Source organism: Pseudophaeobacter sp. 1A16562 (assembly GCF_041008785.1).
Classification (GTDB): domain Bacteria; phylum Pseudomonadota; class Alphaproteobacteria; order Rhodobacterales; family Rhodobacteraceae; genus Phycobacter; species Phycobacter gallaeciensis_A.
Window position 1 is genome coordinate 284,391 of sequence record NZ_JAXGFT010000004.1, and the last position, 22,516, is coordinate 306,906.

Below are 22,516 nucleotides of genomic sequence, written 5' to 3' on the forward strand. Positions count from 1 at the left end.
CTTATGGCGTATGCAAACGATTTGCAAATTTGCGACAAAGGGCTTTGGCCCAGACTGCCACCGGGCTATGGTCGCCCGGAAATCTATAGGGGACCTGTGCCATGAAAGATATCCTTTCCGAGCTGGAAGAGCGCCGCGACACCGCGCGGCTGGGCGGTGGGCAAAAGCGGATCGATGCGCAGCATGGACGCGGCAAGCTAACAGCGCGCGAACGGATTGATCTGTTGCTGGACGAGGGCAGCTTTGAAGAGTTCGACATGTTCGTCGCGCATCGCTGCACCGATTTTGGTATGGAAAAACAAAAGCCTGCCGGCGACGGCGTTGTTACTGGCTGGGGCACCATCAACGGCCGTATGGTCTATGTTTTCAGCCAGGACTTTACCGTCTTTGGCGGCTCGCTCAGCGAAACCCACGCGCAGAAAATCTGCAAGATCATGGACATGGCCGTGCAAAATGGCGCGCCGGTGATCGGCATCAACGACTCGGGCGGGGCCCGCATTCAGGAAGGCGTTGCCTCGCTCGCCGGTTATGCCGAGGTGTTCCAGCGCAATATCATGGCTTCGGGCGTGGTGCCGCAGATCTCGGTTATCATGGGCCCCTGCGCGGGCGGCGCGGTCTATTCGCCTGCCATGACCGACTTCATCTTCATGGTCAAAGACAGCTCCTACATGTTCGTGACCGGCCCCGACGTGGTGAAAACCGTTACCAATGAGGTCGTCACCGCCGAGGAGCTGGGTGGTGCCTCGACCCACACCAAGAAATCCTCGGTTGCCGATGGCGCCTTTGAAAACGATGTCGAAGCACTGGCCGAAGTGCGCCGCCTGGTCGATTTCCTGCCGCTCAACAACCGCGAAAAGCCGCCGGTGCGCCCCTTCTTTGATGAGCCGGGCCGGATCGAGGAGAGTCTCGATACCCTGATCCCGGAAAACCCGAACACGCCTTACGACATGAAGGAGCTCATCACCAAGGTCGCGGACGAAGGTGATTTCTACGAGATCCAGGAAGATTTCGCCAAGAACATCATCACAGGGTTTATTCGCCTCGAAGGGCAGACCGTGGGTGTCGTCGCCAACCAGCCTATGGTTCTGGCCGGTTGCCTCGACATCGACTCCAGCCGCAAGGCAGCGCGTTTTGTGCGCTTCTGCGATTGTTTCGAAATCCCGATCCTGACGCTGGTCGACGTGCCGGGCTTCCTGCCGGGCACCACGCAGGAATATGGCGGTGTCATCAAACACGGTGCCAAGCTGCTGTTTGCCTATGGCGAAGCCACGGTTCCAAAAGTGACCGTCATCACTCGCAAGGCCTATGGCGGTGCCTATGACGTGATGGCCTCCAAGCACCTGCGCGGCGATTTCAACTACGCATGGCCCACGGCCGAGATCGCTGTGATGGGCGCCAAGGGCGCGACCGAAATCATTCACCGCGCCGATCTGGGCGATGCCGACAAGATCGCGGCCCACACCAAGGATTACGAAGATCGCTTCGCCAATCCCTTTGTGGCGGCGGAACGCGGCTTCATCGACGAGGTGATCATGCCGCAATCCACCCGCAAGCGGGTCAGCCGGGCCTTCGCGAGCCTTCGTAACAAGAAGCTCGAGAACCCGTGGAAGAAACACGACAACATCCCGTTGTGATCTGCTGATGGCGCGTTCGTGGCATATCCTGCGCGAGGAGGGGGGGCTGACACTCTGTCGGCAGCGCCCGCCTCGGTTCGATGTGGAGGTGGCCACGGATCTGCCCAAGGCGGATCCGTTGCGGCTGGCGCATCAGATCCGGCAGGATATGTGGCGGGCGTTGCAGAACGTGCGGGGGTTCTCTCCGGTGGTCCGGGTCGAGCGCACTTCTGATGGCGTCAAGGTGACGGCTGGCGGTCGTGTCCTGGGGCCGGTGTCTCCGGTGCTGGCCGAGCGGATTGAAGCTGTGCTGGAAAAACCGGCAAACCGTGGGCGCTGGCTGCGCCATGCGGCGCGCGGGCAGGGGGCGGATCTGTGACTTTCCTGATGTGCGCCCTTTTCGGTGGCCCTTCCCGAGCCGTGGGAGAGACAATAACCCACAACTCTGCATATGCGTGTGCGGAGTTTCTGCGGCGCCAAAGAATGCCGCTTGGGCAAATCATTTTGCACAAATTTGTAACAACGTTTGACACAGAGGGCGAATCGGCTCCATGATCCGCCTCATCGGCATAAGGACAGCGCGCGCCGCGTGCGCAGCGCCTGCAGCCCCGGCAGGAGGAGCCCATCGTTTTTGGGGTCGGGGCTGCGGATATTTTGTGGCCGTCGTTTCTGGTTTCCTGAATATGCTCGCAGCGTCTGCCGCTTCGGCAGGTGAGGCCGGAGTGGCGCCGATTTCCGTACCTTCTGGTCAGCCGGTCACCCTGTCTGAAGTGCTGCTGGATCGTGATCCTGGTGCACTGTGGCTGCGCTTGCGTTTCGTGGCGCCGCAGATTTCCCGCAATGGCGGCACAGCCACCCATGATCAGGCGATGGCGGATATGGATCACCTGTGCCAGGAGCTGGCGCTCTCCTATATGCAGGAACACGCGCTGCAGCCGGAACGTATCGTCATCTCATTTGCCGATCGCGCTGTGCCCTTTGGTGCGCAGGATCCCGCCGCCACCCAGTATTTCGAAGCCTATCGCCCGAGTGGCGACACCTGCATCTGGGAGGGTTTCTGATGTATCTACAAGATCTTGCGACCCTCGATTGTAGTGCACCTTTGCCTGCGGCTTTGCGATCACAAAGCTACCGCTCCGCGTGTTTTCGATGTGAAAAGACCTGTCATTCGGCTATGATGCGGCTGGGCGGCGTAAATGCCGTCCGCATATTGAGGTCGAACCCTGCAGAGGTACTTCCCTCGGCGGGTTTCAGGACAATAATCAGGAGACAGAAATGTCCAAGAGCATCAAGCTTTTCACGCTGGCAGGTTTGCTGGCGACCGTCGCTGCATGCGGCTCAAAAGAAGAAGAATTTGTCGTGGTTGAGCCCGAGCCCATCTCGGTCGAACCGACCTACACCGGCAAATACAAGTAACATCGTCAGGGGTCCGGCCCTGTGGCCGGCCCCAGTCGCCGCGCGGGGTGTCGGACTGGAGGCATCACCATGCTGAAACACCGCGGGTTTCCCGGCCGTCTTCCGGGTACCGATTTCCAGTTCACCATTCGTCGTCCAAACCCCAAAGGGGTCACGCCGATCACTCAGCGTGAGCGGTTCCGCGACCGGCGTCCGCCGGACCGCAGGGCCGATGCAGCCTTTATGCGGGCGCTGTGGGAGAATTTTGGCGACCAGCCTTTCGAACGGGGCAACCTTGATGCCGGGCGGCTGAGCTGGCTGTTCGGGCGCGAAGTCGTGGCCGCCGAAGATCCCTTTGATCCCGAAGATTATGAGGCACTGCTTGTCATCGATGTGGATGTCGCGCGTTTGTCCTTCCCTGAAGCCTTTGACGGGACCGCAGACTGATGGCTCTGGCGGGCTACCATATCACGGCGCTGCGCGAATGCGCGGCAGGCCCGGTGCCTGGTGGTCCGTCCGCCCGCCTGTTTGGCGGTCAATGCCGGGATTCTGTGCGCTGCGTCGGCGTGAATTCGCACATGGGACCCGCCTTTCAGCGGGAAGCTGCGCAGTCAGTGGCGTTGCAGAACACCGGGCTTTCCACCCCTGCCAATAGCTGCATTCTGGATGTGACAGTACGGAATGCTCGCGCTGTCACGCATCTGTTCCAGTCCCTTGACTTGGATGGGCAGGACCGCGCCCCCATCCGCGGCCTGCCTCTTTTTTTGCGGCGCAACATTTGCCTGTTCCTTGAGTGCATCCAGTGCGCGGAACCCCGCCACAGGCTGCGGGAAAGCGGGCGGTCCATCGCTCATTCCGGCAGCCAGAGGCCCCGCGCGTTGCGGCTCGTTGGGCGTCCTGCAATCTTTTCTGGCCAGATAAATTCGGTCAGAAAAGGAAAACGGCAATGCAGGCAACACGGATACTCTCGCTCCTGGCCCTGTGCGGCGGATTGGCGGCCTGTGGGCAGTCAACCGGCGAGCAGGTCGTCTATGGCGCCAGCGCAGGCGCGCTCGGCTCGCTTTTGCTCGACGGCAACCCGGTCACCGGCGCCGCTGTCGGCACAGCTGCAAATCTCATCTACTGCAAGGAAAACCCTGGCAAATGCTGATCGCATTGCCTCGGCCCTTGCCCTGACATTCCGGCCCCTTGAGGCCGGTTCAACCACCGCGCAGATGCCGCGCCCGGGTGCGTCCCGGGGGCGGCGTTCTGCATTCCGGCTCAAAAGAGAACAAGGGACTGCCAATGTTTGATAAGATCCTGATCGCCAACCGGGGCGAGATCGCCTGCCGCGTCATCAAGACGGCGCGCAAAATGGGCATCAAGACCGTTGCCATCTATTCTGATGCGGACAAGCAGGCGCTGCATGTTCAGATGGCGGATGAGGCCGTGCATATCGGCCCGCCGCCCGCGAACCAGTCCTATATCGTGATCGATAAGGTCATGGACGCCATCCGTCAGAGCGGCGCCCAAGCGGTGCATCCGGGTTATGGCTTCCTGTCGGAGAACTCCAAATTCGCCGAGGCGCTGGCCGCCGAGGGCGTGGCCTTTGTCGGCCCTCCGGTGGGCGCCATCGAAAGCATGGGTGACAAGATCACCTCCAAGAAGATTGCTCAGGAGGCAAACGTCAGCACGGTTCCCGGCTACATGGGCCTCATCGAGGACGCCGATGAGGCGGTGAAGATCTCGAACGAGATCGGCTACCCGGTGATGATCAAGGCCTCTGCCGGTGGCGGCGGCAAAGGCATGCGGATCGCCTGGAACGACGAAGAGGCTCGCGAAGGTTTCCAGTCCTCCAAGAACGAGGCGGCGAACTCTTTTGGCGATGACCGGATCTTTATCGAGAAATTCGTCACACAGCCGCGCCACATCGAAATTCAGGTCCTTTGCGACACCCACGGCAACGGCATCTACCTCGGCGAGCGCGAATGCTCGATCCAGCGCCGCAACCAGAAAGTCGTCGAAGAAGCGCCGTCGCCTTTCCTTGATGAAGCCACCCGCAAGGCGATGGGTGAGCAGGCAGTCGCCCTGGCCAAGGCGGTGGGCTATGCCTCTGCCGGTACGGTGGAATTCATCGTTGATGGCGACAAGAACTTCTATTTCCTGGAAATGAACACCCGCCTGCAGGTGGAACACCCCGTGACCGAGCTGATCACTGGCGTTGACCTGGTGGAGCAGATGATCCGTGTCGCCGGTGGTGAGCCGCTGAGCATTACTCAGGAGGATGTGAAACTGACCGGCTGGGCGATTGAAAACCGCCTTTACGCCGAAGATCCCTATCGCAACTTCCTGCCCTCCATCGGTCGTCTGACCCGTTATCGTCCCCCGGCAGAGCAAGCCTCTGGCCCGCTGCTGGAAAACGGCAAATGGCAGGGCGAAGCGCCCGAAGGTCCCGTCGCAGTGCGCAATGACACCGGCGTCTACGAGGGTGGCGAGATCTCGATGTATTACGATCCGATGATCGCTAAGCTTTGCACCTGGGCGCCGACCCGTGAGGCAGCGATTGCCGCCATGCGTGATGCGCTGGACGGGTTCGAGGTTGAGGGCATCGGTCACAACCTGCCGTTCCTGTCGGCTGTGATGGATCATCCGAAATTCGTTAGCGGCGACATGACCACTGCCTTTATCGCCGAAGAGTACCCGGACGGGTTTGAAGGCGTCGAACTGCCCGAGGCAGAGCTGCGCCGCATCGCAGCTGCCACCGCAGCCATGCACCGCGTCGCCGAAATCCGCCGCACTCGTGTGTCGGGCCGTATGGACAACCACGAACGCAAGGTGGGAACCGATTGGGTTGTGACGCTTCAGGGCCAGTCCCTCGATGTGACAATCGAGGCAGATCCCTCCGGCTCTACCGTGCGCTTTGCCGACGGGGAAACGGTCCGGGTGGCTTCGGACTGGACGCCGGGTGATCAGCTGGCGCGGGTTTCGACGGATGACAGCGGGCTGGTTCTGAAGGTTGGCAAGATCTCTGGCGGCTTCCGCATCCGCAGCCGCGGCGCCGATCTGAAGGTGCATGTGCGCACGCCGCGTCAGGCGGAACTCGCGCGCCTGATGCCCGAGAAGCTGCCGCCGGACACCTCCAAGATGCTGCTCTGCCCGATGCCTGGCCTGATCGTCAAAGTCGATGTCGAGGTTGGTCAGGAAGTGCAGGAAGGCCAGCCGCTTTGCACCGTTGAAGCGATGAAAATGGAAAACATCCTGCGCGCCGAACGCAAGGGGATTGTGTCCAAGGTCAACGCAAGCGCCGGTGACAGCCTCGCCGTGGACGATGTCATCATGGAGTTCGAATAAGGTGCAGCAGGGGGCAGCCATACTTGCCGGAGGGTTTGCGGGGCGATCTGCCGCGCGAGCCCGCCTGCGAGGCCGGACAGGGCATCGCCCTGAGGCCGGGGCTGCCCTTTTTTATGCCGGGTATGACAACCCATGCACGAATTCTTCAGAATTGGCTGGCAGATTAATCCGGACGGGGCGATGGGCCCGCGACCGCTCCTGCATGGTGGGGGTGGTTTCGTGCCGCGTCCAGCCCGCACGCGAGAGGTATCAAGGGTTTCCGGAGGCGCCACATGATCCGCATTGCTGTCAGTCTGCTGTCGGGCCTTTTGGTGCTGGCGGCCTGTGCGCTGGACAAGGAAGAGGAAGTGCGCGCTCAGATCGCGCCCTGGGTCAAGCTGGGCGAGACATATTTCTTCGAATCCTCAAGCAGTTGCACTGCGGCGGTCTTCTACATCGAAAGCCCGCGTATCAGCTCGTTGGTGTCCCGGGCACGGTCGATGGCGACGGGCATGAATATGCTCTCGGCAGGCAAACCGGTCTATTTCGATGTTCGGGGCAAAACACCCAACGCGCTGACCGAGGAAATCATGTCCCGCGATCTGCCGCAGGGGATCAGCGTGCTGAACTCCGGTTTGGCTGGGGCACACTGCATGACCGAACTGGTCAAGGGCGTCTACTATCAGGCCATCATGAACCCGACTTCGCAGCTGATTTTCGTGCCGGATGGCGATGCGATGATCGTGCTCGACCGGCAGGCCGGGGCGCTGATCTACGTGCGCGGCAGCGGCTGACGCCTCAGCTGCCGCGGCGTTCTTCGACCTCGCGCAGGCGCGATGGGAATTTGTCGATGGTCCGGGTCAGCTCCCGCACTGTCCAGGGATGCGGTTTTCGCAGTTTCACACCGCCGTCTTTGCCCACCAACACCAGCATAAAGCCGCGCGGGCGCAGTTTCTTGCGCAGGTCGGACCGCGCGCTTGGATCGGTGTCGGTCAGAACAACCACGTCCCGGTCCAGCAAATCCGCCGCACGTTTTGCCAGCCGTTCCATCTGGTCGTGGAATCGCGGATCCTCGGGGCTGTCGGCAAAGACCACAACGGGCCGTTTGTGCCACAGGAAATCGCTCAGATCGCCTTTGTACTCCGGTTCGATCCACCCTGTGGTATCGGCGGTGGTTGCTTCCTCGGCGCTGGCGCCGGCTGCAATGGTGGCGCAGGGAAGAAAAGCTGTCAGAACAAGGGCTAGGATTGGTTTCATGATCTCTCCTGTTGCTGTCAATATATGCCGCGCCGGTGCGAATGCGATGGCCGAATGTGTCCGAGCCGAAAAAAATTCAGAGGACATTAACCGCTTTGAGAGGGTGAAGAGGGCATGATCCGTCCGTCTCCCTCTGATGGTCCGCAAAAACGGACCCCGTCCAAAGGACTGGAAAAGCGATGCAAGTAATTGTTCATGTCGGTGCTCATCGGTGCGCCACCACCTCGTTTCAGGATTATCTGCGGTTCAATGCCGCCACGCTGGCCGAACAGCGGCTGGAGGTCTGGGGCCCGGATCTGACCCGGGACGGGCTGTTTCACGGCATTCAACCAACCCCGTCCGTGGGCAGCGCTGCGGCGGCGTCTAAACGGGCGCGTGGGCGGCTTCGGATTCGTCTGGACCAGAGCCGCGATGCGGGTACCGAGCAGTTGCTGATCAGCGACGAGAACATGATCGGCAGCGTGCGGGAAAACCTGCGACTTGCCGGGCTCTACTGCGGGATCGGAGAGCGTCTGGCGCGCTTCAACGAAGCCTTTGATGGCAGGGTGTCGGTGCTGGCGGTGAACCTGCGCAGCCTCGAAGCTTACTGGACCTCAGCGCTGACCTATGCAGTTGCGCGTGGCCATCGGGTGCCTGCCGCGGGGCAGTTGAACCGGCTGCTGGAAAGCACCCGCAGCTGGCGTGATGTGCTGACCGACATGGCCTGCAGTATGCCGGATACTGAAATCCGGGTGCTGCCCTTTGAAACCTTTGGGGGCCGTCCCGAGTTGCAGCTGGAGCTGCTGACCGGGTGCAAGGCGCCACGCGAAAACGCCCGCATGCGCCATGCGGCGTCCCCGCGACTGGAAGAACTGCGCGGCATGATCCCAACCTCGGCCGCCCGGAGCCTGCCCGAAGGAGAGGGTCGCTGGCGCCCCCTGGACGAGGTGCAAAGCGCGGTGCTGCGCGAGCGTTACGCTGATGACCTCATGTGGCTGGCCTCGGGCGCCGATGGCCTGGCCCGTATAATGTATGACCCGGAAAAACAGGTGGCGGGACAAAACCCGCTCCGTACCGACTTGACGAGAGGAAGACCCCATGACGAAGACAGACGATTGGCGGGCTCTGGCTGAAAAAGAGCTGCGTGGCCGCCCGCTTGAGGACCTGACCTGGCAGACGCTCGAAGGGATCGACGTCAAGCCACTTTACACCGAGGAAGACACCAAGGCGCTGCCCCATATGGGCACGCTTCCAGGGTTCGGCCCGTTCACGCGCGGCGTGAAGGCGACCATGTATGCGGGCCGCCCCTGGACTATCCGGCAATACGCCGGATTCTCCACCGCCGAAGAAAGTAACGCATTCTACCGCCGTAACCTGGCTGCCGGCCAGCAGGGCGTCTCGGTTGCCTTCGACCTGGCGACGCACCGCGGTTATGACAGCGACCACCCCCGCGTGGTGGGCGATGTCGGTAAGGCCGGCGTTGCCATCGACAGTGTCGAGGACATGAAGATCCTCTTTGACGGTATCCCGCTCGACAAGGTCTCGGTGTCGATGACCATGAACGGCGCGGTGATCCCGATCCTGGCGAATTTCATCGTCGCAGGTGAAGAGCAGGGCCACGACAAGAGCTTGCTGGCGGGCACCATTCAGAACGACATTCTGAAAGAGTTCATGGTGCGCAACACCTATATCTATCCGCCCGAACCGTCGATGCGGATCATTTCGGACATCATCGAATATACGTCGAACGAGATGCCGAAATTCAACTCCATCTCGATCTCCGGCTACCACATGCAGGAGGCCGGCGCGAACCTGGTGCAGGAACTGGCCTATACGCTGGCTGATGGGCGCGAATACGTGCGCGCCGCGATCGAGGCCGGCATGGACGTGGACAAGTTCGCAGGCCGTCTGTCCTTCTTCTTTGCCATCGGCATGAACTTCTTCATGGAGATCTCTAAACTCCGGGCCGCGCGTACCCTGTGGCACCGGGTGATGACCGACTTTGGCGCCAAGAACGATCGTTCCAAGATGCTGCGCACCCACTGCCAGACCTCGGGCGTCAGCTTGCAAGAGCAGGATCCCTATAACAACGTGATCCGCACCGCCTATGAAGCGATGTCGGCTGTCCTCGGCGGCACCCAGTCGCTGCACACCAACGCGCTGGACGAAGCGATTGCCCTGCCGACGGATTTCTCGGCCCGTATCGCCCGAAACACCCAGTTGGTGCTGCAGGAAGAAACCGGTGTCACCAATGTGGTCGACCCGCTAGCCGGTTCTTACTACGTGGAAAGCCTGACGAATGAGCTGATCGACAAGGCCTGGGCCCTGATGGAAGAGGTCGAGGAAATGGGCGGCATGACCAAGGCGGTCGCCTCTGGCATGCCCAAGCTGCGCATCGAAGAAAGCGCCGCCCGTCGTCAGGCGATGATCGACCGGGGCGAAGAGGTGATCGTCGGCGTCAACAAGTACCGCAAGGAAAAAGAAGACCCGATCGACATTCTGGACGTGGATAACGTCAAGGTCCGCGAAAGCCAGATCGCGCGGCTGGAAAAGATCCGCGCCACCCGCGACGATGCGGCCTGCACGGCTGCCTTGGATGAAGTCACCCGCGTGGCCAAGGAAGGTGGCAACCTTCTGGCCGCCGCAGTCGAAGCTGCCCGCGCCCGGGCTTCGGTCGGAGAGATCAGCATGGCGATGGAAAAGGAATTTGGCCGTCACAGCGCCGAGGTGAAAACCCTGGCCGGTGTGTATGGCGCCGCTTACGAAGGCGACGAAGGTTTTGCCGCGATCCAGAAATCGATCGATGAATTCGCTGCAGATGAAGGACGCCGTCCGCGTCTTCTGGTGGTGAAAATGGGGCAGGACGGTCACGACCGCGGCGCCAAGGTGATCGCGACCGCCTTTGCCGATATCGGTTTTGACGTCGACGTAGGCCCGCTGTTCCAGACCCCGGATGAGGCCGCACAGGATGCCATCGACAATGATGTGCATGTGGTCGGTATTTCCAGCCAGGCCGCAGGTCACAAGACGCTGGCGCCGCAGCTGGTGCAGGCGCTGAAAGAGCACGGCGCAGAGGACATCATCGTCATCTGCGGCGGCGTCATCCCGCAGCAGGACTATCAGTTCCTCTATGACAATGGCGTCAAGGCGATCTTCGGCCCCGGTACCAATATCCCCGAGGCGGCGCAGGATATCCTGAAACTGATCCGCGAGGCGCGCAGCTGATCCCTCCGATCCGCGCGTTGGCGCAAGCCTGAAAAAGAGACACCCGGTGCCCCGTGGCGCCGGGTTTTCTGTTTCAGCCGCCTTCCCCTCGTCAGGATCAGCGGTGCTTCCGGTTCTCCCATACGGAATAACCACCCACGCCAAAATCCGCATCTGGCGCCTCATCCAGCATATGCAACATCTCGATGGAATGGCCATCCGGGTCCTTGAAATAGACAGAGACAGCAGGCATCCAGCCCAGAACCACAGGCTCATCCGCCGGTGCGCCATTGAACCCAAGCGGTGTGATGCCCTGGGTGGGCAGGCGCTCAAAGGACTGAAGTACTGCCTCTTTCGTGGCGCGAAAGGCAAAATGCAGCCGCATGCTCAGGGGCGCGCTGCCCGCGCCCCAAAGTCCCAGCATCCCGGTTTCTTTTGGTCCGGCCCAGAGAAACGCGACATTGCGCTCCGGCAGCCGCCGGGCTAGCGGCAAACCCAACTGGCCGCAATAAAACGCCAGCGACTGGTCCAGATCCCGCACCGGCAGGTGGGTTTCATAGATGCCAAGGATATGTTGAGCGGCCCATTGTTCCGGGGGCAGTTGGTCGTGCATGATCTTCTCCGGTTCCGGCGGGGCGCGGCCCCGCGGGTCTTTGCTGTATGTCATGATGCGCGTTTCTACGCGGCGCGAGGCCGGGCAGGGCGCCTGATGATTCCAAGCCTAATTTCTGAAGTTGACTTTAGATCAAGCTGAAATCGCCCCCCCAGTCAGACCCGCGATGTTGCTATGCGCCCTTCGGCTCAGGTGCTGGGTTTCCTTCCGCTGTGAATTTGCTAGGGTCCGCGCGAAAGACAACGACACAAATCAGTCGCAACAGGGGCTTAGCCATGGAACTGGATCACATTGCCGTCGCCGGTGAAACGCTTGCGGAGGCCACGGCCCATGTCGAAGCCGCGCTTGGCGTGCCGCTTCAGACAGGCGGGGAGCACCCGGTATTCGGCACGCACAACCGGCTCTTGGGGCTGGCCGACGGGCTTTATCTCGAGGCTATCGCCATCGATCCCGATGCCACGCCGGAACGCAGCCCGCGCTGGTTCGATCTCGATAGTTTCTCCGGGATGCCGCGCCTGACCAATTGGATCTGCCGCGCAACCGGCCTGCCGGAATTGCTGGAGCGGATGCCGGATGGGGCCGGGATCCCGGTGCCGCTGACCCGAGGCGATCTGGTCTGGGATATGGCAGTGCCCGCCGATGGCAAGCTGCCTTTTGACAATCTGTTTCCGGCGCTCATCGAATGGCACAGCGCCCATCCCGCGCCCCGGCTGGAGCAGCAGGGCTGCGCGTTGCGGCGCCTTGTGATCGCGCATTCCGATGCGGCCGATCTTGAAGCGCTTTTGCCGCTCAACGACGGTCGGTTGGTGTTTGAAACCGGACCTGCTGCCATGGAGGCAGAATTCGACACGCCGCACGGTATTCGTCTGCTGCGTTAAAAAATCACCTGTTTCCGGTGCCTGTGGTCCTGACAGGTCGCGCAAACCGCATTAGGCTTTTCTTATGTCTCTTTGGAGCCGCATATCTGATGCGCTGGGCGCGCTGGCCAAGGGTGAAAGCCTGGCGGATGTTTTTGACCGCCTGCGGGCGCCACCTGAACGTACCGTGGGTTTTGCCATCGCGGTGATCGCGCTGGGGGCCAAGATGGCCAAGGCGGACGGGCAGGTCACCCGGGACGAGGTGACCGCCTTTCGCGAGGTGTTCCAGATCGCCCGCGATGACGAGGCAGGCGCGGCGCGGGTGTTCAACATGGCGCGCACCGATGTGGCGGGCTATCAGGACTATGCGGCGCGTATCCAGCGCATGTTTGCCAATGATCCGGCAACCCTTTGCGATCTGATGGAAGGACTGTTTCACATCGCGCTGGCAGATGGGTTCTATCATCCCGGCGAGAATGAGTTTCTGGAAGAGGTTAGCCGCATCTTCGGTCAGACTCCGCAACAGTTCACCGCCCTGCGCGCGCGGTTTGTGACCGATGCGCCAAAGGATCCCTACACGGTGCTGGGGGTGTCGGCGGATATGCCGATTGATGAAATCCGCAAGCACTGGCGCAAGCTGGTGCGGGAAACCCATCCCGATGCGATGCTGGCTCGGGGCGTCCCCGAAGAGGCGGTGCGTCTGGCGGAAAAGCGGATGATCGACATCAACCGCGCCTGGGACGAGATCAACGGATGCGGGGCACATGCGGCTGGTCACCTATAATATCGAGTGGTTTTCACACCTCTTCGACAAGAATGACCAGCTTATTCTGGACAATAAGCCCTCGGGGCGGCACGGGGTGGATCGCTACACCCAAGGGGTATCGCTGGCGCATGTGTTCCAGACCCTCGATGCCGACGCGGTGATGGTGATCGAGGCGCCCAATACCGGGCGGCGGCAGCGGACCGTGCGCGCTCTTGGCGCTTTTGCTGCCGAAGCGGGGCTGCGCGCCAACGAGGTGATCAGCGGCTTTGCCACCGATACCCACCAGGAAATCGCCCTGATGTACGACCCAGCGGTGCTGAGCGCCGAACACGATGCCCGGAGTAGCAAGGAAGCGCCGCGTTTCGATACCCGTTTTGAGCTGGACCTCGACACCGATTCCATCCCGGAACATGTGCGGTTTTCAAAGCCGCCGCTGGAGCTGAACGTCACGACAGCCGGGGGGAAGACCCTGCGGATGATCGGCGCGCACCTAAAGTCCAAGGCGCCCTATGGGGTGAAGGGGCATGACGCCATCATCCAGCGCGCCATTGAGAACCGGCGCACGCAGTTGGCACAGGCGATTTGGCTGCACCGGCGCATTGCCGATCATATCGCGGCAGGGGACGATCTGATCCTGATGGGCGATCTGAACGATGGTCCGGGTCTGGATGAATACGAGCGCCTTTTCGGGCAATCCTCGGTTGAGATTATCATGGGGCAGGATCTGACCGATCCCCATGCCGAAAGCCTGAAAAAGCCCCGGCCCGGCATCGTGCCCAGCACCGCGCGGTTTTATGATGAGGAAAAGAAACGGTTCTTCCGGGCGTGCCTTGACTATGTGATGATTTCACAAAGCCTGACGGCCTATAATCCTCGCTGGCGGATCTGGCACCCGTTCGAGGACGCTGATTGCTATGCCGATGAGGTCCTGCGCGAGGCGCTGCTCATGGCCTCGGATCATTTCCCTGTCAGCCTCGATATCGATCTGACTTAAAATCATCGCACAGGAAGCTTATATTGGACCCATGAAACGGTTTTTACATGTAAGTGCCGCCTGCCTGCTGTGCCTGTCCGCCCCTGTGGCGGCGCAGGAGCGCGAAGAGAACGGCAAAGGTTTGATGGAAAAGGGCGCCGAGCTGTTCTGGGAAGGGCTGCGCAAGGAGATGGCCCCGGCGCTGGAAGATCTGGAAGGGCTTGCCGCGGAAATCGGCCCCTCCATGCGGGAATTTCTGTCCGAGATGGGACCGGCGCTGGCGGCGATTGCGGCCGAGGTCGAGGATTGGAGCAGCTACGAGCTACCGGAAATCCTGCCCAATGGCGATATCATCATCCGCAAGAAGCCAGAGGCGCCCTCTCCTGAAGAGAAGAACGACGTTCCGGAGAACGGGATTACGGATCTCTAAGGGGCGCAAGCCGTAGGGTGACGCGCGCCTTTGTTATCCGTTGATCCAATCGGTCTATCCAGGCGACCGGGTTAGCCAACAATTTTGACGGTCAGCTCTGCCTCCAGCGTGTCGCAGAGCGATTTCAGGCGGGCCTCGGCGACCTCACCATAGAGGGCTTCGGAGGCTTTCGGCAGTTCCAGCGTGAGGTGCTTCTTGCGCGGTTGCCATTTCAGCTTGCCGATGTCGCCGTTTTCGCTGACCATCAGCATGGCACCAAACCGCATCGCCTTGCCCAGGATTTCCGCCTCTTTCTGCCCTTTTTCATCCAGAAGATCGTATAGATACTCAAAGGCGGTGCCCTGCCGTTTGTTGCGGTAGCGATGCAGCAGCGCCAGGCCGAGGAACACACGTTCGGAATGTTTCAGCCCGCCGAGGTTGGCGCGGGTGGCATTGTCGAAACAGACCTCGGCGCGGTAATCCGGGTGGGCGCGCCAGCTGACATCATGCAGCAGGCTAGCAGCCTTGATCAGGCGTTTTTTGGTGTGCGGCCCATTGCTGAACAGCGGGATGACAAAATCATAGAGCGTCTTGCCAAAGCCGGGAATGCGGGCGTCCTTGGCCTCGGCAAAACGGCTGGCTTCGACCAGCGGATCGCGTTCGCGCAGGCGCTGGGGCATCTGTTCGTAGAGCAGCCCTTCGCGGATGCCATAGCTTGAGACGGCGATATCCTTGGGCTTGAAGGTCTTGACAAGTCGGGACAGCACATCGATCGCATAGGGCACCAAGGACATCCGCGCGTTGGAGATGCCGGTTTCGGCGCGCAGTTCCTCGATGTCGCGTTTCTCGATATATTTCAGGGTGGCGCGCACGTCCTTGGCGCTCATCCGGTATTCGTGCAGAACCTTCAGCGGATACCCGCGCCGGGCCATGTCGATGCGGGCGATGGCGCGCCAGCTGCCGCCGACCAGGAACAGACGGTCGGTCTGCTTGCCCATTTCCTCGCGCAGTTCCGCCATGACCTCGGCGATATGAGCCTTGCGCCCCCGGCGCCCGCCCTTGATGTCCCGCAGTTTCAGCGGGCCAAGAGAGGAGGTGACGCGTTTGCCGACCTCGCCGTCGTGGATTTCCGCCAGCTCCATCGAGGAGCCGCCGATATCGCAGACCAGGCCATAAGAGCCGGGCCAGCCCAACAACACGCCCTGTGCGGACAGGCGCGCCTCTTCCTGACCGTCGATCACCCAGATCTTCAGCCCAGTTTCGCGAAGTACATCGGCGCAGAACTCAGGGCCATCCTCGGCATCGCGCACGGCAGCTGTGGCGACCACCGACAGGGGGGGCAATCCCATCCCATCGGCAAGGTGTTGGAACCGGCGCAGCGCGGCCAACGCGCGTTTGCGTCCCTCGGGGTTCAGGCGCCCGGTTTCCGAGAGGCCAGCCCCCAGGGCGCACATGATCTTCTCGTTGTAGAAATAGGCCGGGCTGCGGGCCGCGCCGTCAAAGACGACCAGACGCACGGAGTTTGATCCGACATCCACCACCCCGACCCGGGACAGCGCCCTTGAATCGGGATCATCGAACAGCGGGCGGCCAAAGGGCCCCCAGTCGGCGGTGGCGTCGGGGGTGGCAGGATCCTCGGTCACGGGTGTCGGCGCTCCGTCTTGGGTCTCGAATCTAGGATGGTTTAGGGTGGGGCCGGGGTCAACCGCCGGTCCCGGCAACCCGGGTTTCGCCCGCAACACTGCGGTCTTCGGACATCAGCCGCACCGCCAGGGGGCGCGACAGGTTGCGTTTTTCCGCCAGCGACAGCCGGTCTAGTTGTTCGACGATCCGGGCTGCCGCAGCAAACGAACGATCCATATGGGCCACAAGATAGGGGATCACGTCGGGTTTCGGGGTGATCTGGCGGTCATTGAAGAGCTTCGCCAGAACCACAGCTAACAAGGCATCGTCCGGCGGCTGCAGCTCGGCATGTGTGGCGGCCTGAACACGGCTTTGCAGGTCCGGCAGGCTCAGCCCCCAAAGGTTGGGTGCCGCGCGCCCCGTCATCATCAGGGCAAACCCGTTCGCCAGCACCAAGTTGTGCAGGTGAAACAGGGCCTCCTGGGCGGATTTGTCAGAGGCGATCTGCGGCACGTCCTCCAGGACCACGGGCGCGGTTGCCAGCTCGGGCACCATCGCCTCGGTCAGATCTGCCGCCGATACGATCCGGGCGCCGGACTGGCTGGCCCAGACATGGGCCAAATGCGTCTTTCCCGATCCGGCAGGGCCGGTCAGAACCAGTTTGCCACTGGGCCATGAGAACCCCGGATCCAGCAGCGCCACAGCCATGGCATTCGACGGGGCGACAAAAAAGTCGTCCCGGCCCAAAGCCGTTTTGGCGGGCAGGTCAAAGCTGAGTTGTTGCGCCATATTACTTTTTCGAATCCCGGTGACTCAGTCCCTGGTACAGACGGCTGTGCAGATACTGTCCCGTGAGGAAACGTGCAACTACGCCCAAGGCTGCCGCAACAGGCACGGCAACCAGCATGCCAACAAAGCCAAAAAGCGCACCAAAGACCGACAGGGCCAGCAGCAGCCAGACCGGATGCAGGCCAACGGATCCGCCAACCAGTTTCGGAGTAAGGTAATTGCCCTCGATCACCTGACCCAGTGCAAAAATCCCGGCTACCAGTCCGATCGACCACCATTCGCCCCAGAACTGGAACAGGGCAAGTCCGATAGCCAGAGCGCCGCCCACCAGCGCCCCCAGATAGGGAATGAAGGTGACGAGCCCGGCGATGAACCCCACCGCAAGTCCGAAATTCAGACCAACCAGCATCAGGGCGACAGCGTAGTAAACGCCCAAGATCAGGCAGACCGTGCCCATGCCGCGGATGAAGGAGGCAAGCACATCGTCGATTTCACCGGCCAGATTGCGGATCACTGGCGCATGGTCGAGCGGCAGCAGCGCGTCTATCCGTTCGATCATCCGGTCCCAGTCCAGCAGCAGATAGACCGAGACAACCGGAACGATCACGAAAAGCACCAGCAGGTTGACGACCGAGACGGCCGAGCCGACGAGGGATTCAAATAGCTCGATCCCCTTGCCCTGAAGGGTGCCAGCGATGGAGGCGATGGTTTGCTGCGCGCGGCTACCTTCGGTGAAGATCGACGGGAAGTGTTCCTGCGCAAAGTTGCGCAGATCGCGAAAGGCTTCGGGCAGAACCCGGATCAGATCGCTCAGCTGGTAGATCAGCGTCGGCACCACCACCAGCAGCAGCAGCATGAAGACCAGCATGGCGCCGATAGTAATCACCGCAGTTGCGGCAGTACGGCTGAGGCCCGCGGCCTCTAGCCGGTCGGCAATGGGATCAATCAGATAGGCAATCGCCGCGCCCAGCACAAAGGGTAGCAGCACGTCTCCCAAAGCCCAGAGGACGATTGCGAAAACCACGGCAGCAACGCCCCAGTATTGAAACTGCTTCTTCGCCGGAAGTGCCATATGCCAAGCGCCTCTCTGAGATCTGTTTGCCAATCACCCCAGTCATTGCCCATGCGGTTGCCTCATGCAACAGCCAAGCGGCAAGTGCCGCCAAATGAGTACCGGGTAGGGCAGGGGCGTTTCTGCACGGTCTGCGTCAGTGGATGCGCACGCCCTGACGGGTCAGTTCACCTTGTACGGCGGCAATGTCCACCGCGTGCGGGCTGCAGGCGGATTTGACGGATAGTGCCGCGGCAACGCCCGCGCCCTGACCGGCCACCGCGCAACAGGCCATGTTGCGGGTGGCGGCATGGGCGACCTTGTCGCCGCCGATGGCGCGGCCCGTCACCAGCAGGTTTTCCACCCCTTTGGGCAGCATGGCGCGATAGGGAATCTGCATATAGCGCCCGGTGGTGGGCAGGATCAGGATGCCATAGCCGTCGATGAATTCCGGGTAGATGCCGATGGTGTCTTCGAACCGGCCCTGATTGCGGGTCTCATCCTCGGTCATGTTGTGATGGGCGTCGATCTTGCGGGTGTCACGGATGCCGATGGTCATGCCGAAATTGCGCAGCCGCGCGCCTTCGCAGCCAGGCGTATAGGCCTTCAGCGCATTGATCGCGTGCATGGCCTGCTTGCGTCCTTCGATCTCGAACCGGGTCATGCTGTCCGGGTCGGTGCCGTCGCAGCCTGCCAGATGCACCAGATTCATATAGGTCATCTCACCACTGTCATGAACAGCCCCCCAGGTGCCCCCGATGGTATTGAGATGCGCAGGGATCAGCCCGTCGCGCAGCGCCTGCGCAAAGGGCTTGGCGAGGAAGGGAGAGAACATCTCATCCTCCTTGCCGGAGGTCTCCACCTCCCACTCCCCGGTGGACCAGTCCCTGTAGGTCTGCGGGTCGGCCTTGACCCCTTCCATGAACTTTTGCTTGTCGACACCTGCGATGTGGAACATCACGCTAGCGGCCTGCATTTCCTCGACCGGTGTCTTTATGGTGGGGGCGCCCATCATCTGCGCGATATCGGCGTCTCCTGTCGCATCGATCACTCGTTGCGCCAGGATCGCCTCGCGCCCTGCCTTTGATTCGACGATCACGCCGGTGATCCGGTTGCCTTCGCGGATCGGGGCCACGAACATGCGGTGCAGCATCGGGTGAATGCCTGCTTCCTCGACCAGTCTATCGGCGACCAGTTTGAAGCCTTCGGCGTCCAGTTCGTAAGACAGAGACTGGCTTTCCGGCACGGCAGCATCCATCGCCTTGGCGCGTTCCTCGAATTCCCAGCCGATGCCACCGGCCTCGACCGTCTGCTCGTGCCGGTACCAGGCAAAACCTTCGACGCCGACAGCGGTGATATTGCCGCCAAAGCAGCCGAACCGGTCCAGCAGGGTCACATCGACCCCGCAGCGCGCTGCTGCCAGTGCCGCCGCCAGCCCGCCGGGGCCAGAGCCTACGACAAGCACATCGGTGCGATGCACGACGGGGATTTCCCGGGCGGGTTCGGTAATGGTGTCGCGCATCTGGGCCTCCGCAATAAATTTGAACCAGCATTTACAAAACTGACCAGTGGTTCAAGTGGTTTCCGGGCTAATATCCGGTTTGTCCGCTGCCGCCACTCCAAAGCCCGATTGCCTGAGGCGCGGCGATGGCTTAGACCGCTTGAAAACCCCTTTGAACGAATGAGAGCGACATGCGCCTGTCCCGTTACTTCCTGCCTGTTCTGAAAGAGACGCCTTCAGAGGCCCAGATCGTCAGCCACCGCTACATGCTGCGGGCCGGCATGATCAAACAGTCCGCCGCCGGGATCTATTCCTGGCTCCCGCTGGGCTTCAAGGTTTTGAAGAAAATCGAAGGCATCGTCCATGAGGAACAGATGCGCGCGGGCCATATCCCGGTGCTGATGCCCACCATGCAATCGGCAGACCTGTGGCGCGAAAGCGGCCGCTATGATGCCTATGGCGAAGAAATGCTGCGCATCACCGACCGGCACGAGCGCGATCTGTTGTTCACACCCACCGCCGAAGAGCTGATCACCGATATCTTCCGCAGCCATGTCAGCAGCTACAAGGATCTGCCGCTGACCATGTACCAGATCCAGTGGAAATTCCGCGACGAGATCCGCCCGCGTTTCGGCGTGATGCGGGGACGCGAATTCTACATGAAGGACGGCTATAACTTCGACCTGACCAAGGAAGACGCGCTGCACGCCTATAACCGTCATCTGGTCAGCTACCTGCGCACCTATGAGCGCATGGGCCTGCAGGCGATCCCGATGCGCGCGGACTCTGGCCCCATTGGCGGCGATGACACGCATGAGTTCCTGGTGCTGGCCGACACCGGCGAGAGCGAAGTCTTCTACGACAGCGCGGTGACCGATATCCGCCTTGGCCAGCGCAATATCGACTATGATGATCACGACCAGTGCCGCGCCGTAATGGAAGAATTCACCGCCCTTTATGCCCGGACCGACGAAACCCACGACGCGGCGCTGTTCGACCAGATCCCGGCCGAGCGTCAGCGCAGTGCTCGTGGTATCGAGGTTGGTCAGATCTTCTACTTCGGCACCAAATATTCCGAACCGATGGGGGCCACGGTGCAAGGCCCCGATGGCAAATCCATCCCCGTGCACATGGGCAGCCATGGCATCGGTGTTTCCCGTCTGGTTGGCGCGATCATCGAAGCAAGCCACGACGACAAGGGTATCATCTGGCCCGAAGGCGTGACCCCGTTCCACTGCGGTATCGTCAACCTGAAGCAAGGCGACGAAGAAGCCGACGCGGCCTGTGACAAGATCTATGCCGCGCTGACTGCGGTTGGTCTTGATCCGCTGTATGATGACCGCAAGGAACGCGCGGGCGGCAAATTCGCCACCATGGACCTGATCGGCCTGCCCTGGCGTATTACGGTCGGTCCGCGCGGGCTGAAGAACGGCGTGGTGGAACTCACCTCGCGCCGGACTGGCGAAAGCGTGGAACTGCCCCCGGAAGACGCCGTGAAAAAGATCGCCGAGATCTACGCCGAGCACGCCTCGGGCCGCGGCTTCTGAGCGGCGGCGCGCAGAGGGTTAAGGCCCCAGGCTGAAACCTCCAAACGCGAGACTGAAATGGAAAAGGGGGGCAGTGATGCCCCCCTTTTGTATCTATCGCCATTCCTAGAGGACGCTGCGCAGCAAACCGAAAAGCTTGCTGCGCACGCGTGCTTAGAGGAAGTCGAAGTTTGCTGCGCTCAGCTCATCAAAGGTCACACCCTTGATTACCAGCGCATCGCCTTCTCCGAAGTCGAGGATGGTGCGGTTGCCGTGGTCGGTGGCCAGACCGCTCAGATCGTCAAAGCTTTCGACGCCTTCGATGTGCAGCGCGATCGTGTCTTCGTTCGCATCGAAGCCAATGATGCGGTCACGGTCGTAGCCGGTTTGGAACACAAAGAGGTCCGCATCGTGGCCGCCGTTCATGCGGTCACGGCCAGCGCCACCGTCCAGCACGTCGCTGCCCTTGTTGCCTTTCAGGATGTCGCGACCAGCGCCACCGTCCAGAGTGTCGCTACCGCTACCGCCTTTCAAGATGTCGCGACCTTCGCCGCCGGTCAGCATGTCGTTGCCGCTGTTGCCGATCAGGACATCGTTGCCCTCGCCGCCGTCCAGCTCGTCCCAGCCGCCACGGCCGATCAGAACGTCACGGCCACCGGCGCCGTTGACCAGATCATCCACGGAGGAACCACGGAAGAAGTCAAAACCATTGGAGCCTTCTGTCACAACGTATTCATTGATGTGAATGTCGGCGATTTGTGCACCCTCGCGGGTGAAGTCTGCTGCAACCGCATCGATGTGTTCACCAAGCGCGTTGGTGCCGCCCAGGATGTTGCCTTCGCCTTCGGGCAGGAAACCTTCATGCGCGCCGACGACGCCACCTTCGGTGGTGCCGGTGTTGGCAGCCATCTGGCCCAGGAGTGGCACTTCTTCTGCGATCTCGGAGTTCACTTCGGTGCCCGCATCCAGCACGTCGCTGCCTGCGAAGGTGATGTTTTGCTCGCCCATAAAGTGGCCGTTTTCGTCGAACAGTTGCAGCGAATCTGCGGTGCCGACAAAGGCGTCGTTCGAGGGGATGACCATTGCGGCCAGCGACAGGTGACCGTTGGAGGAACCGTCAACGGAGAATTCTGCGGTTGCAGTTTCGCCCGGTGCCAGAATCGGCGGGGTGCCTGCACCCAGCACTGCGCCGGTTACGGCATCCGCGTCTGCGGCCACAACCGCTTCGTTTGCCGGAGCGAAGTTACCGTCTTCGGCCAGGGCTTCCAGAGCAGCCGATGCAGCTTCGCCGGTGTTGTAGAGGTCAAAGCTGCCGTCGTGGGCGGCGAACCAGAAAGGGGTCGTGTAGGTGCCGCCGTGGGCAGAGGTGTTGGTTGCGACGATGCGAAGATCGGTCATTGAGTTATCCTCAGTTTGAATTGAAGTTTGCGCACTTTCTGGGGGAATTGAGGGGATGCCAAGGGGGGGCTCCCTCACAGTCTCTGACGTCGCTGTGATCCTGGGATAAAGTCACGAAATGGTTACTTTGTTGGTATTTAAAATGCTGAAAATAAACAAAAAAGTAACGTTTCAGGCGAAATTTTGGCGCCGATGTATTCGGACATATTCGAATATATGCAATCATATGAATCGCCAATTGTTACAATCTTAG

Annotated in this window: 22 protein-coding genes; 15 read left to right on the forward strand and 7 right to left on the reverse strand. The window is 61.2% G+C overall.

Features of this window, described 5'->3' with window-relative positions; translation table 11 throughout:
* Positions 1-101 precede the first annotated feature (101 nt).
* The 8 genes from SM764_RS07790 (at position 102) to SM764_RS07825 (ending at position 7,111) form a co-directional block, all read left to right on the forward strand.
* Positions 102-1,634 carry an acyl-CoA carboxylase subunit beta gene (locus SM764_RS07790; RefSeq protein ID WP_274828364.1) on the forward strand — a complete coding sequence of 511 codons (1,533 nt, stop codon included), beginning with the start codon at positions 102-104 and terminating at the stop codon, positions 1,632-1,634.
* 7 nt (positions 1,635-1,641) lie between these two features.
* Positions 1,642-1,992 carry a hypothetical protein gene (locus SM764_RS07795; protein ID WP_369001454.1) on the forward strand — a complete coding sequence of 117 codons (351 nt, stop codon included), beginning with the start codon at positions 1,642-1,644 and terminating at the stop codon, positions 1,990-1,992.
* A 277-nt stretch (positions 1,993-2,269) separates the two neighbouring features.
* Positions 2,270-2,674: a DUF6497 family protein gene (locus SM764_RS07800; RefSeq protein WP_274832507.1), complete on the forward strand. Its 405-nt coding sequence runs from the start codon at positions 2,270-2,272 to the stop codon at positions 2,672-2,674.
* 214 nt (positions 2,675-2,888) lie between these two features.
* The gene (locus SM764_RS07805; RefSeq protein ID WP_165832697.1) at positions 2,889-3,029 is read left to right on the forward strand and encodes a hypothetical protein; all 141 of its coding nucleotides are present in this window, start codon (positions 2,889-2,891) and stop codon (positions 3,027-3,029) included.
* Positions 3,030-3,098: 69 nt separating this feature from the next.
* Positions 3,099-3,455, forward strand: coding sequence for a hypothetical protein (locus SM764_RS07810; protein ID WP_274828367.1), 357 nt, complete (start codon positions 3,099-3,101; stop codon positions 3,453-3,455).
* A gap of 499 nt (positions 3,456-3,954) precedes the next feature.
* Positions 3,955-4,158: a hypothetical protein gene (locus SM764_RS07815; protein WP_065270752.1), complete on the forward strand. Its 204-nt coding sequence runs from the start codon at positions 3,955-3,957 to the stop codon at positions 4,156-4,158.
* Between the two features lie 134 nt (positions 4,159-4,292).
* The gene (locus tag SM764_RS07820) at positions 4,293-6,338 is read left to right on the forward strand and encodes an acetyl-CoA carboxylase biotin carboxylase subunit (RefSeq protein WP_368947036.1); all 2,046 of its coding nucleotides are present in this window, start codon (positions 4,293-4,295) and stop codon (positions 6,336-6,338) included.
* A gap of 272 nt (positions 6,339-6,610) precedes the next feature.
* Positions 6,611-7,111 (forward strand): hypothetical protein, encoded by a 501-nt coding sequence (locus SM764_RS07825; protein ID WP_065270750.1) that lies wholly within the window; start codon positions 6,611-6,613, stop codon positions 7,109-7,111.
* A 4-nt stretch (positions 7,112-7,115) separates the two neighbouring features.
* Here the strand turns inward: SM764_RS07825 and SM764_RS07830 are convergent, their stop codons facing one another.
* Complete coding sequence (locus SM764_RS07830) at positions 7,116-7,574, reverse strand: DUF4174 domain-containing protein (RefSeq protein ID WP_065270749.1); 459 nt, start codon at positions 7,572-7,574, stop codon at positions 7,116-7,118.
* Between the two features lie 179 nt (positions 7,575-7,753).
* Between SM764_RS07830 and SM764_RS07835 the strand changes: the two genes are divergently transcribed.
* Together SM764_RS07835 and scpA are read left to right on the forward strand one after the other, a co-directional pair.
* Positions 7,754-8,686 (forward strand): hypothetical protein, encoded by a 933-nt coding sequence (locus tag SM764_RS07835; protein ID WP_369001455.1) that lies wholly within the window; start codon positions 7,754-7,756, stop codon positions 8,684-8,686.
* Positions 8,652-10,778, forward strand: a complete 2,127-nt coding sequence (gene scpA / locus SM764_RS07840; protein WP_369001456.1) for a methylmalonyl-CoA mutase — start codon at positions 8,652-8,654, stop codon at positions 10,776-10,778. Before SM764_RS07835 ends, scpA begins: the two co-directional genes overlap by 35 nt.
* Positions 10,779-10,875: 97 nt before the next feature.
* Here the strand turns inward: scpA and SM764_RS07845 are convergent, their stop codons facing one another.
* On the reverse strand, positions 10,876-11,370 hold the full coding sequence (locus SM764_RS07845) for a VOC family protein (protein ID WP_369001504.1): 495 nt from the start codon (positions 11,368-11,370) through the stop codon (positions 10,876-10,878).
* Between the two features lie 275 nt (positions 11,371-11,645).
* Here SM764_RS07845 and SM764_RS07850 point away from each other — a divergent pair, with 275 nt between their 5' ends.
* The 4 genes from SM764_RS07850 (at position 11,646) to SM764_RS07865 (ending at position 14,396) form a co-directional block, all read left to right on the forward strand.
* Positions 11,646-12,248 (forward strand): VOC family protein, encoded by a 603-nt coding sequence (locus tag SM764_RS07850; RefSeq protein WP_369001457.1) that lies wholly within the window; start codon positions 11,646-11,648, stop codon positions 12,246-12,248.
* 64 nt (positions 12,249-12,312) lie between these two features.
* The gene (locus tag SM764_RS07855) at positions 12,313-13,011 is read left to right on the forward strand and encodes a molecular chaperone DjiA (protein ID WP_274828372.1); all 699 of its coding nucleotides are present in this window, start codon (positions 12,313-12,315) and stop codon (positions 13,009-13,011) included.
* The gene (locus SM764_RS07860) at positions 12,992-13,987 is read left to right on the forward strand and encodes an endonuclease/exonuclease/phosphatase family protein (RefSeq protein WP_274838647.1); all 996 of its coding nucleotides are present in this window, start codon (positions 12,992-12,994) and stop codon (positions 13,985-13,987) included. The genes SM764_RS07855 and SM764_RS07860 overlap by 20 nt, the downstream gene beginning before the upstream one ends.
* Before the next feature lie 31 nt (positions 13,988-14,018).
* Positions 14,019-14,396, forward strand: coding sequence for a hypothetical protein (locus SM764_RS07865; RefSeq protein WP_368947041.1), 378 nt, complete (start codon positions 14,019-14,021; stop codon positions 14,394-14,396).
* Between the two features lie 71 nt (positions 14,397-14,467).
* Here SM764_RS07865 and SM764_RS07870 read toward each other — a convergent pair whose 3' ends face one another.
* The 4 genes from SM764_RS07870 to SM764_RS07885 all read right to left on the reverse strand — a co-directional run bounded on the left by SM764_RS07870 (position 14,468) and on the right by SM764_RS07885 (position 19,360).
* A complete protein-coding gene (locus SM764_RS07870) occupies positions 14,468-16,018 on the reverse strand; it encodes a Ppx/GppA family phosphatase (protein ID WP_274840522.1) in 1,551 nt (516 codons plus the stop codon).
* A gap of 58 nt (positions 16,019-16,076) precedes the next feature.
* Complete coding sequence (locus SM764_RS07875) at positions 16,077-16,787, reverse strand: HdaA/DnaA family protein (protein WP_274828376.1); 711 nt, start codon at positions 16,785-16,787, stop codon at positions 16,077-16,079.
* Position 16,788: 1 nt separating this feature from the next.
* On the reverse strand, positions 16,789-17,859 hold the full coding sequence (locus SM764_RS07880; RefSeq protein WP_368947042.1) for an AI-2E family transporter: 1,071 nt from the start codon (positions 17,857-17,859) through the stop codon (positions 16,789-16,791).
* A gap of 136 nt (positions 17,860-17,995) precedes the next feature.
* Positions 17,996-19,360, reverse strand: a complete 1,365-nt coding sequence (locus SM764_RS07885) for an FAD-dependent oxidoreductase (RefSeq protein WP_274867212.1) — start codon at positions 19,358-19,360, stop codon at positions 17,996-17,998.
* A 170-nt stretch (positions 19,361-19,530) separates the two neighbouring features.
* Here SM764_RS07885 and proS point away from each other — a divergent pair, with 170 nt between their 5' ends.
* On the forward strand, positions 19,531-20,886 hold the full coding sequence (proS, locus tag SM764_RS07890) for a proline--tRNA ligase (RefSeq protein ID WP_368947043.1): 1,356 nt from the start codon (positions 19,531-19,533) through the stop codon (positions 20,884-20,886).
* A gap of 153 nt (positions 20,887-21,039) precedes the next feature.
* Here the strand turns inward: proS and SM764_RS07895 are convergent, their stop codons facing one another.
* Entirely contained in the window at positions 21,040-22,263 is a 1,224-nt protein-coding gene (locus SM764_RS07895) for a spondin domain-containing protein (protein ID WP_369001458.1), read from the reverse strand.
* Positions 22,264-22,516 lie beyond the last annotated feature (253 nt).

Coding starts and splice junctions, on each gene's coding strand:
- SM764_RS07860 (WP_274838647.1), top strand. CDS start 12,992: ATGCGGCTGGTCACCTATAATATCGAGTGGTTTTCACACCTCTTCGAC.
- SM764_RS07865 (WP_368947041.1), top strand. CDS start 14,019: ATGAAACGGTTTTTACATGTAAGTGCCGCCTGCCTGCTGTGCCTGTCC.
- SM764_RS07820 (WP_368947036.1), top strand. CDS start 4,293: ATGTTTGATAAGATCCTGATCGCCAACCGGGGCGAGATCGCCTGCCGC.
- SM764_RS07795 (WP_369001454.1), top strand. CDS start 1,642: ATGGCGCGTTCGTGGCATATCCTGCGCGAGGAGGGGGGGCTGACACTC.
- SM764_RS07835 (WP_369001455.1), top strand. CDS start 7,754: ATGCAAGTAATTGTTCATGTCGGTGCTCATCGGTGCGCCACCACCTCG.
- SM764_RS07805 (WP_165832697.1), top strand. CDS start 2,889: ATGTCCAAGAGCATCAAGCTTTTCACGCTGGCAGGTTTGCTGGCGACC.
- SM764_RS07855 (WP_274828372.1), top strand. CDS start 12,313: ATGTCTCTTTGGAGCCGCATATCTGATGCGCTGGGCGCGCTGGCCAAG.
- SM764_RS07885 (WP_274867212.1), bottom strand. CDS start 19,360: ATGCGCGACACCATTACCGAACCCGCCCGGGAAATCCCCGTCGTGCAT.
- SM764_RS07845 (WP_369001504.1), bottom strand. CDS start 11,370: ATGCACGACCAACTGCCCCCGGAACAATGGGCCGCTCAACATATCCTT.
- proS (WP_368947043.1), top strand. CDS start 19,531: ATGCGCCTGTCCCGTTACTTCCTGCCTGTTCTGAAAGAGACGCCTTCA.
- SM764_RS07825 (WP_065270750.1), top strand. CDS start 6,611: ATGATCCGCATTGCTGTCAGTCTGCTGTCGGGCCTTTTGGTGCTGGCG.
- SM764_RS07815 (WP_065270752.1), top strand. CDS start 3,955: ATGCAGGCAACACGGATACTCTCGCTCCTGGCCCTGTGCGGCGGATTG.
- SM764_RS07830 (WP_065270749.1), bottom strand. CDS start 7,574: ATGAAACCAATCCTAGCCCTTGTTCTGACAGCTTTTCTTCCCTGCGCC.
- scpA (WP_369001456.1), top strand. CDS start 8,652: ATGACGAAGACAGACGATTGGCGGGCTCTGGCTGAAAAAGAGCTGCGT.
- SM764_RS07790 (WP_274828364.1), top strand. CDS start 102: ATGAAAGATATCCTTTCCGAGCTGGAAGAGCGCCGCGACACCGCGCGG.
- SM764_RS07880 (WP_368947042.1), bottom strand. CDS start 17,859: ATGGCACTTCCGGCGAAGAAGCAGTTTCAATACTGGGGCGTTGCTGCC.
- SM764_RS07895 (WP_369001458.1), bottom strand. CDS start 22,263: ATGACCGATCTTCGCATCGTCGCAACCAACACCTCTGCCCACGGCGGC.
- SM764_RS07850 (WP_369001457.1), top strand. CDS start 11,646: ATGGAACTGGATCACATTGCCGTCGCCGGTGAAACGCTTGCGGAGGCC.
- SM764_RS07810 (WP_274828367.1), top strand. CDS start 3,099: ATGCTGAAACACCGCGGGTTTCCCGGCCGTCTTCCGGGTACCGATTTC.
- SM764_RS07875 (WP_274828376.1), bottom strand. CDS start 16,787: ATGGCGCAACAACTCAGCTTTGACCTGCCCGCCAAAACGGCTTTGGGC.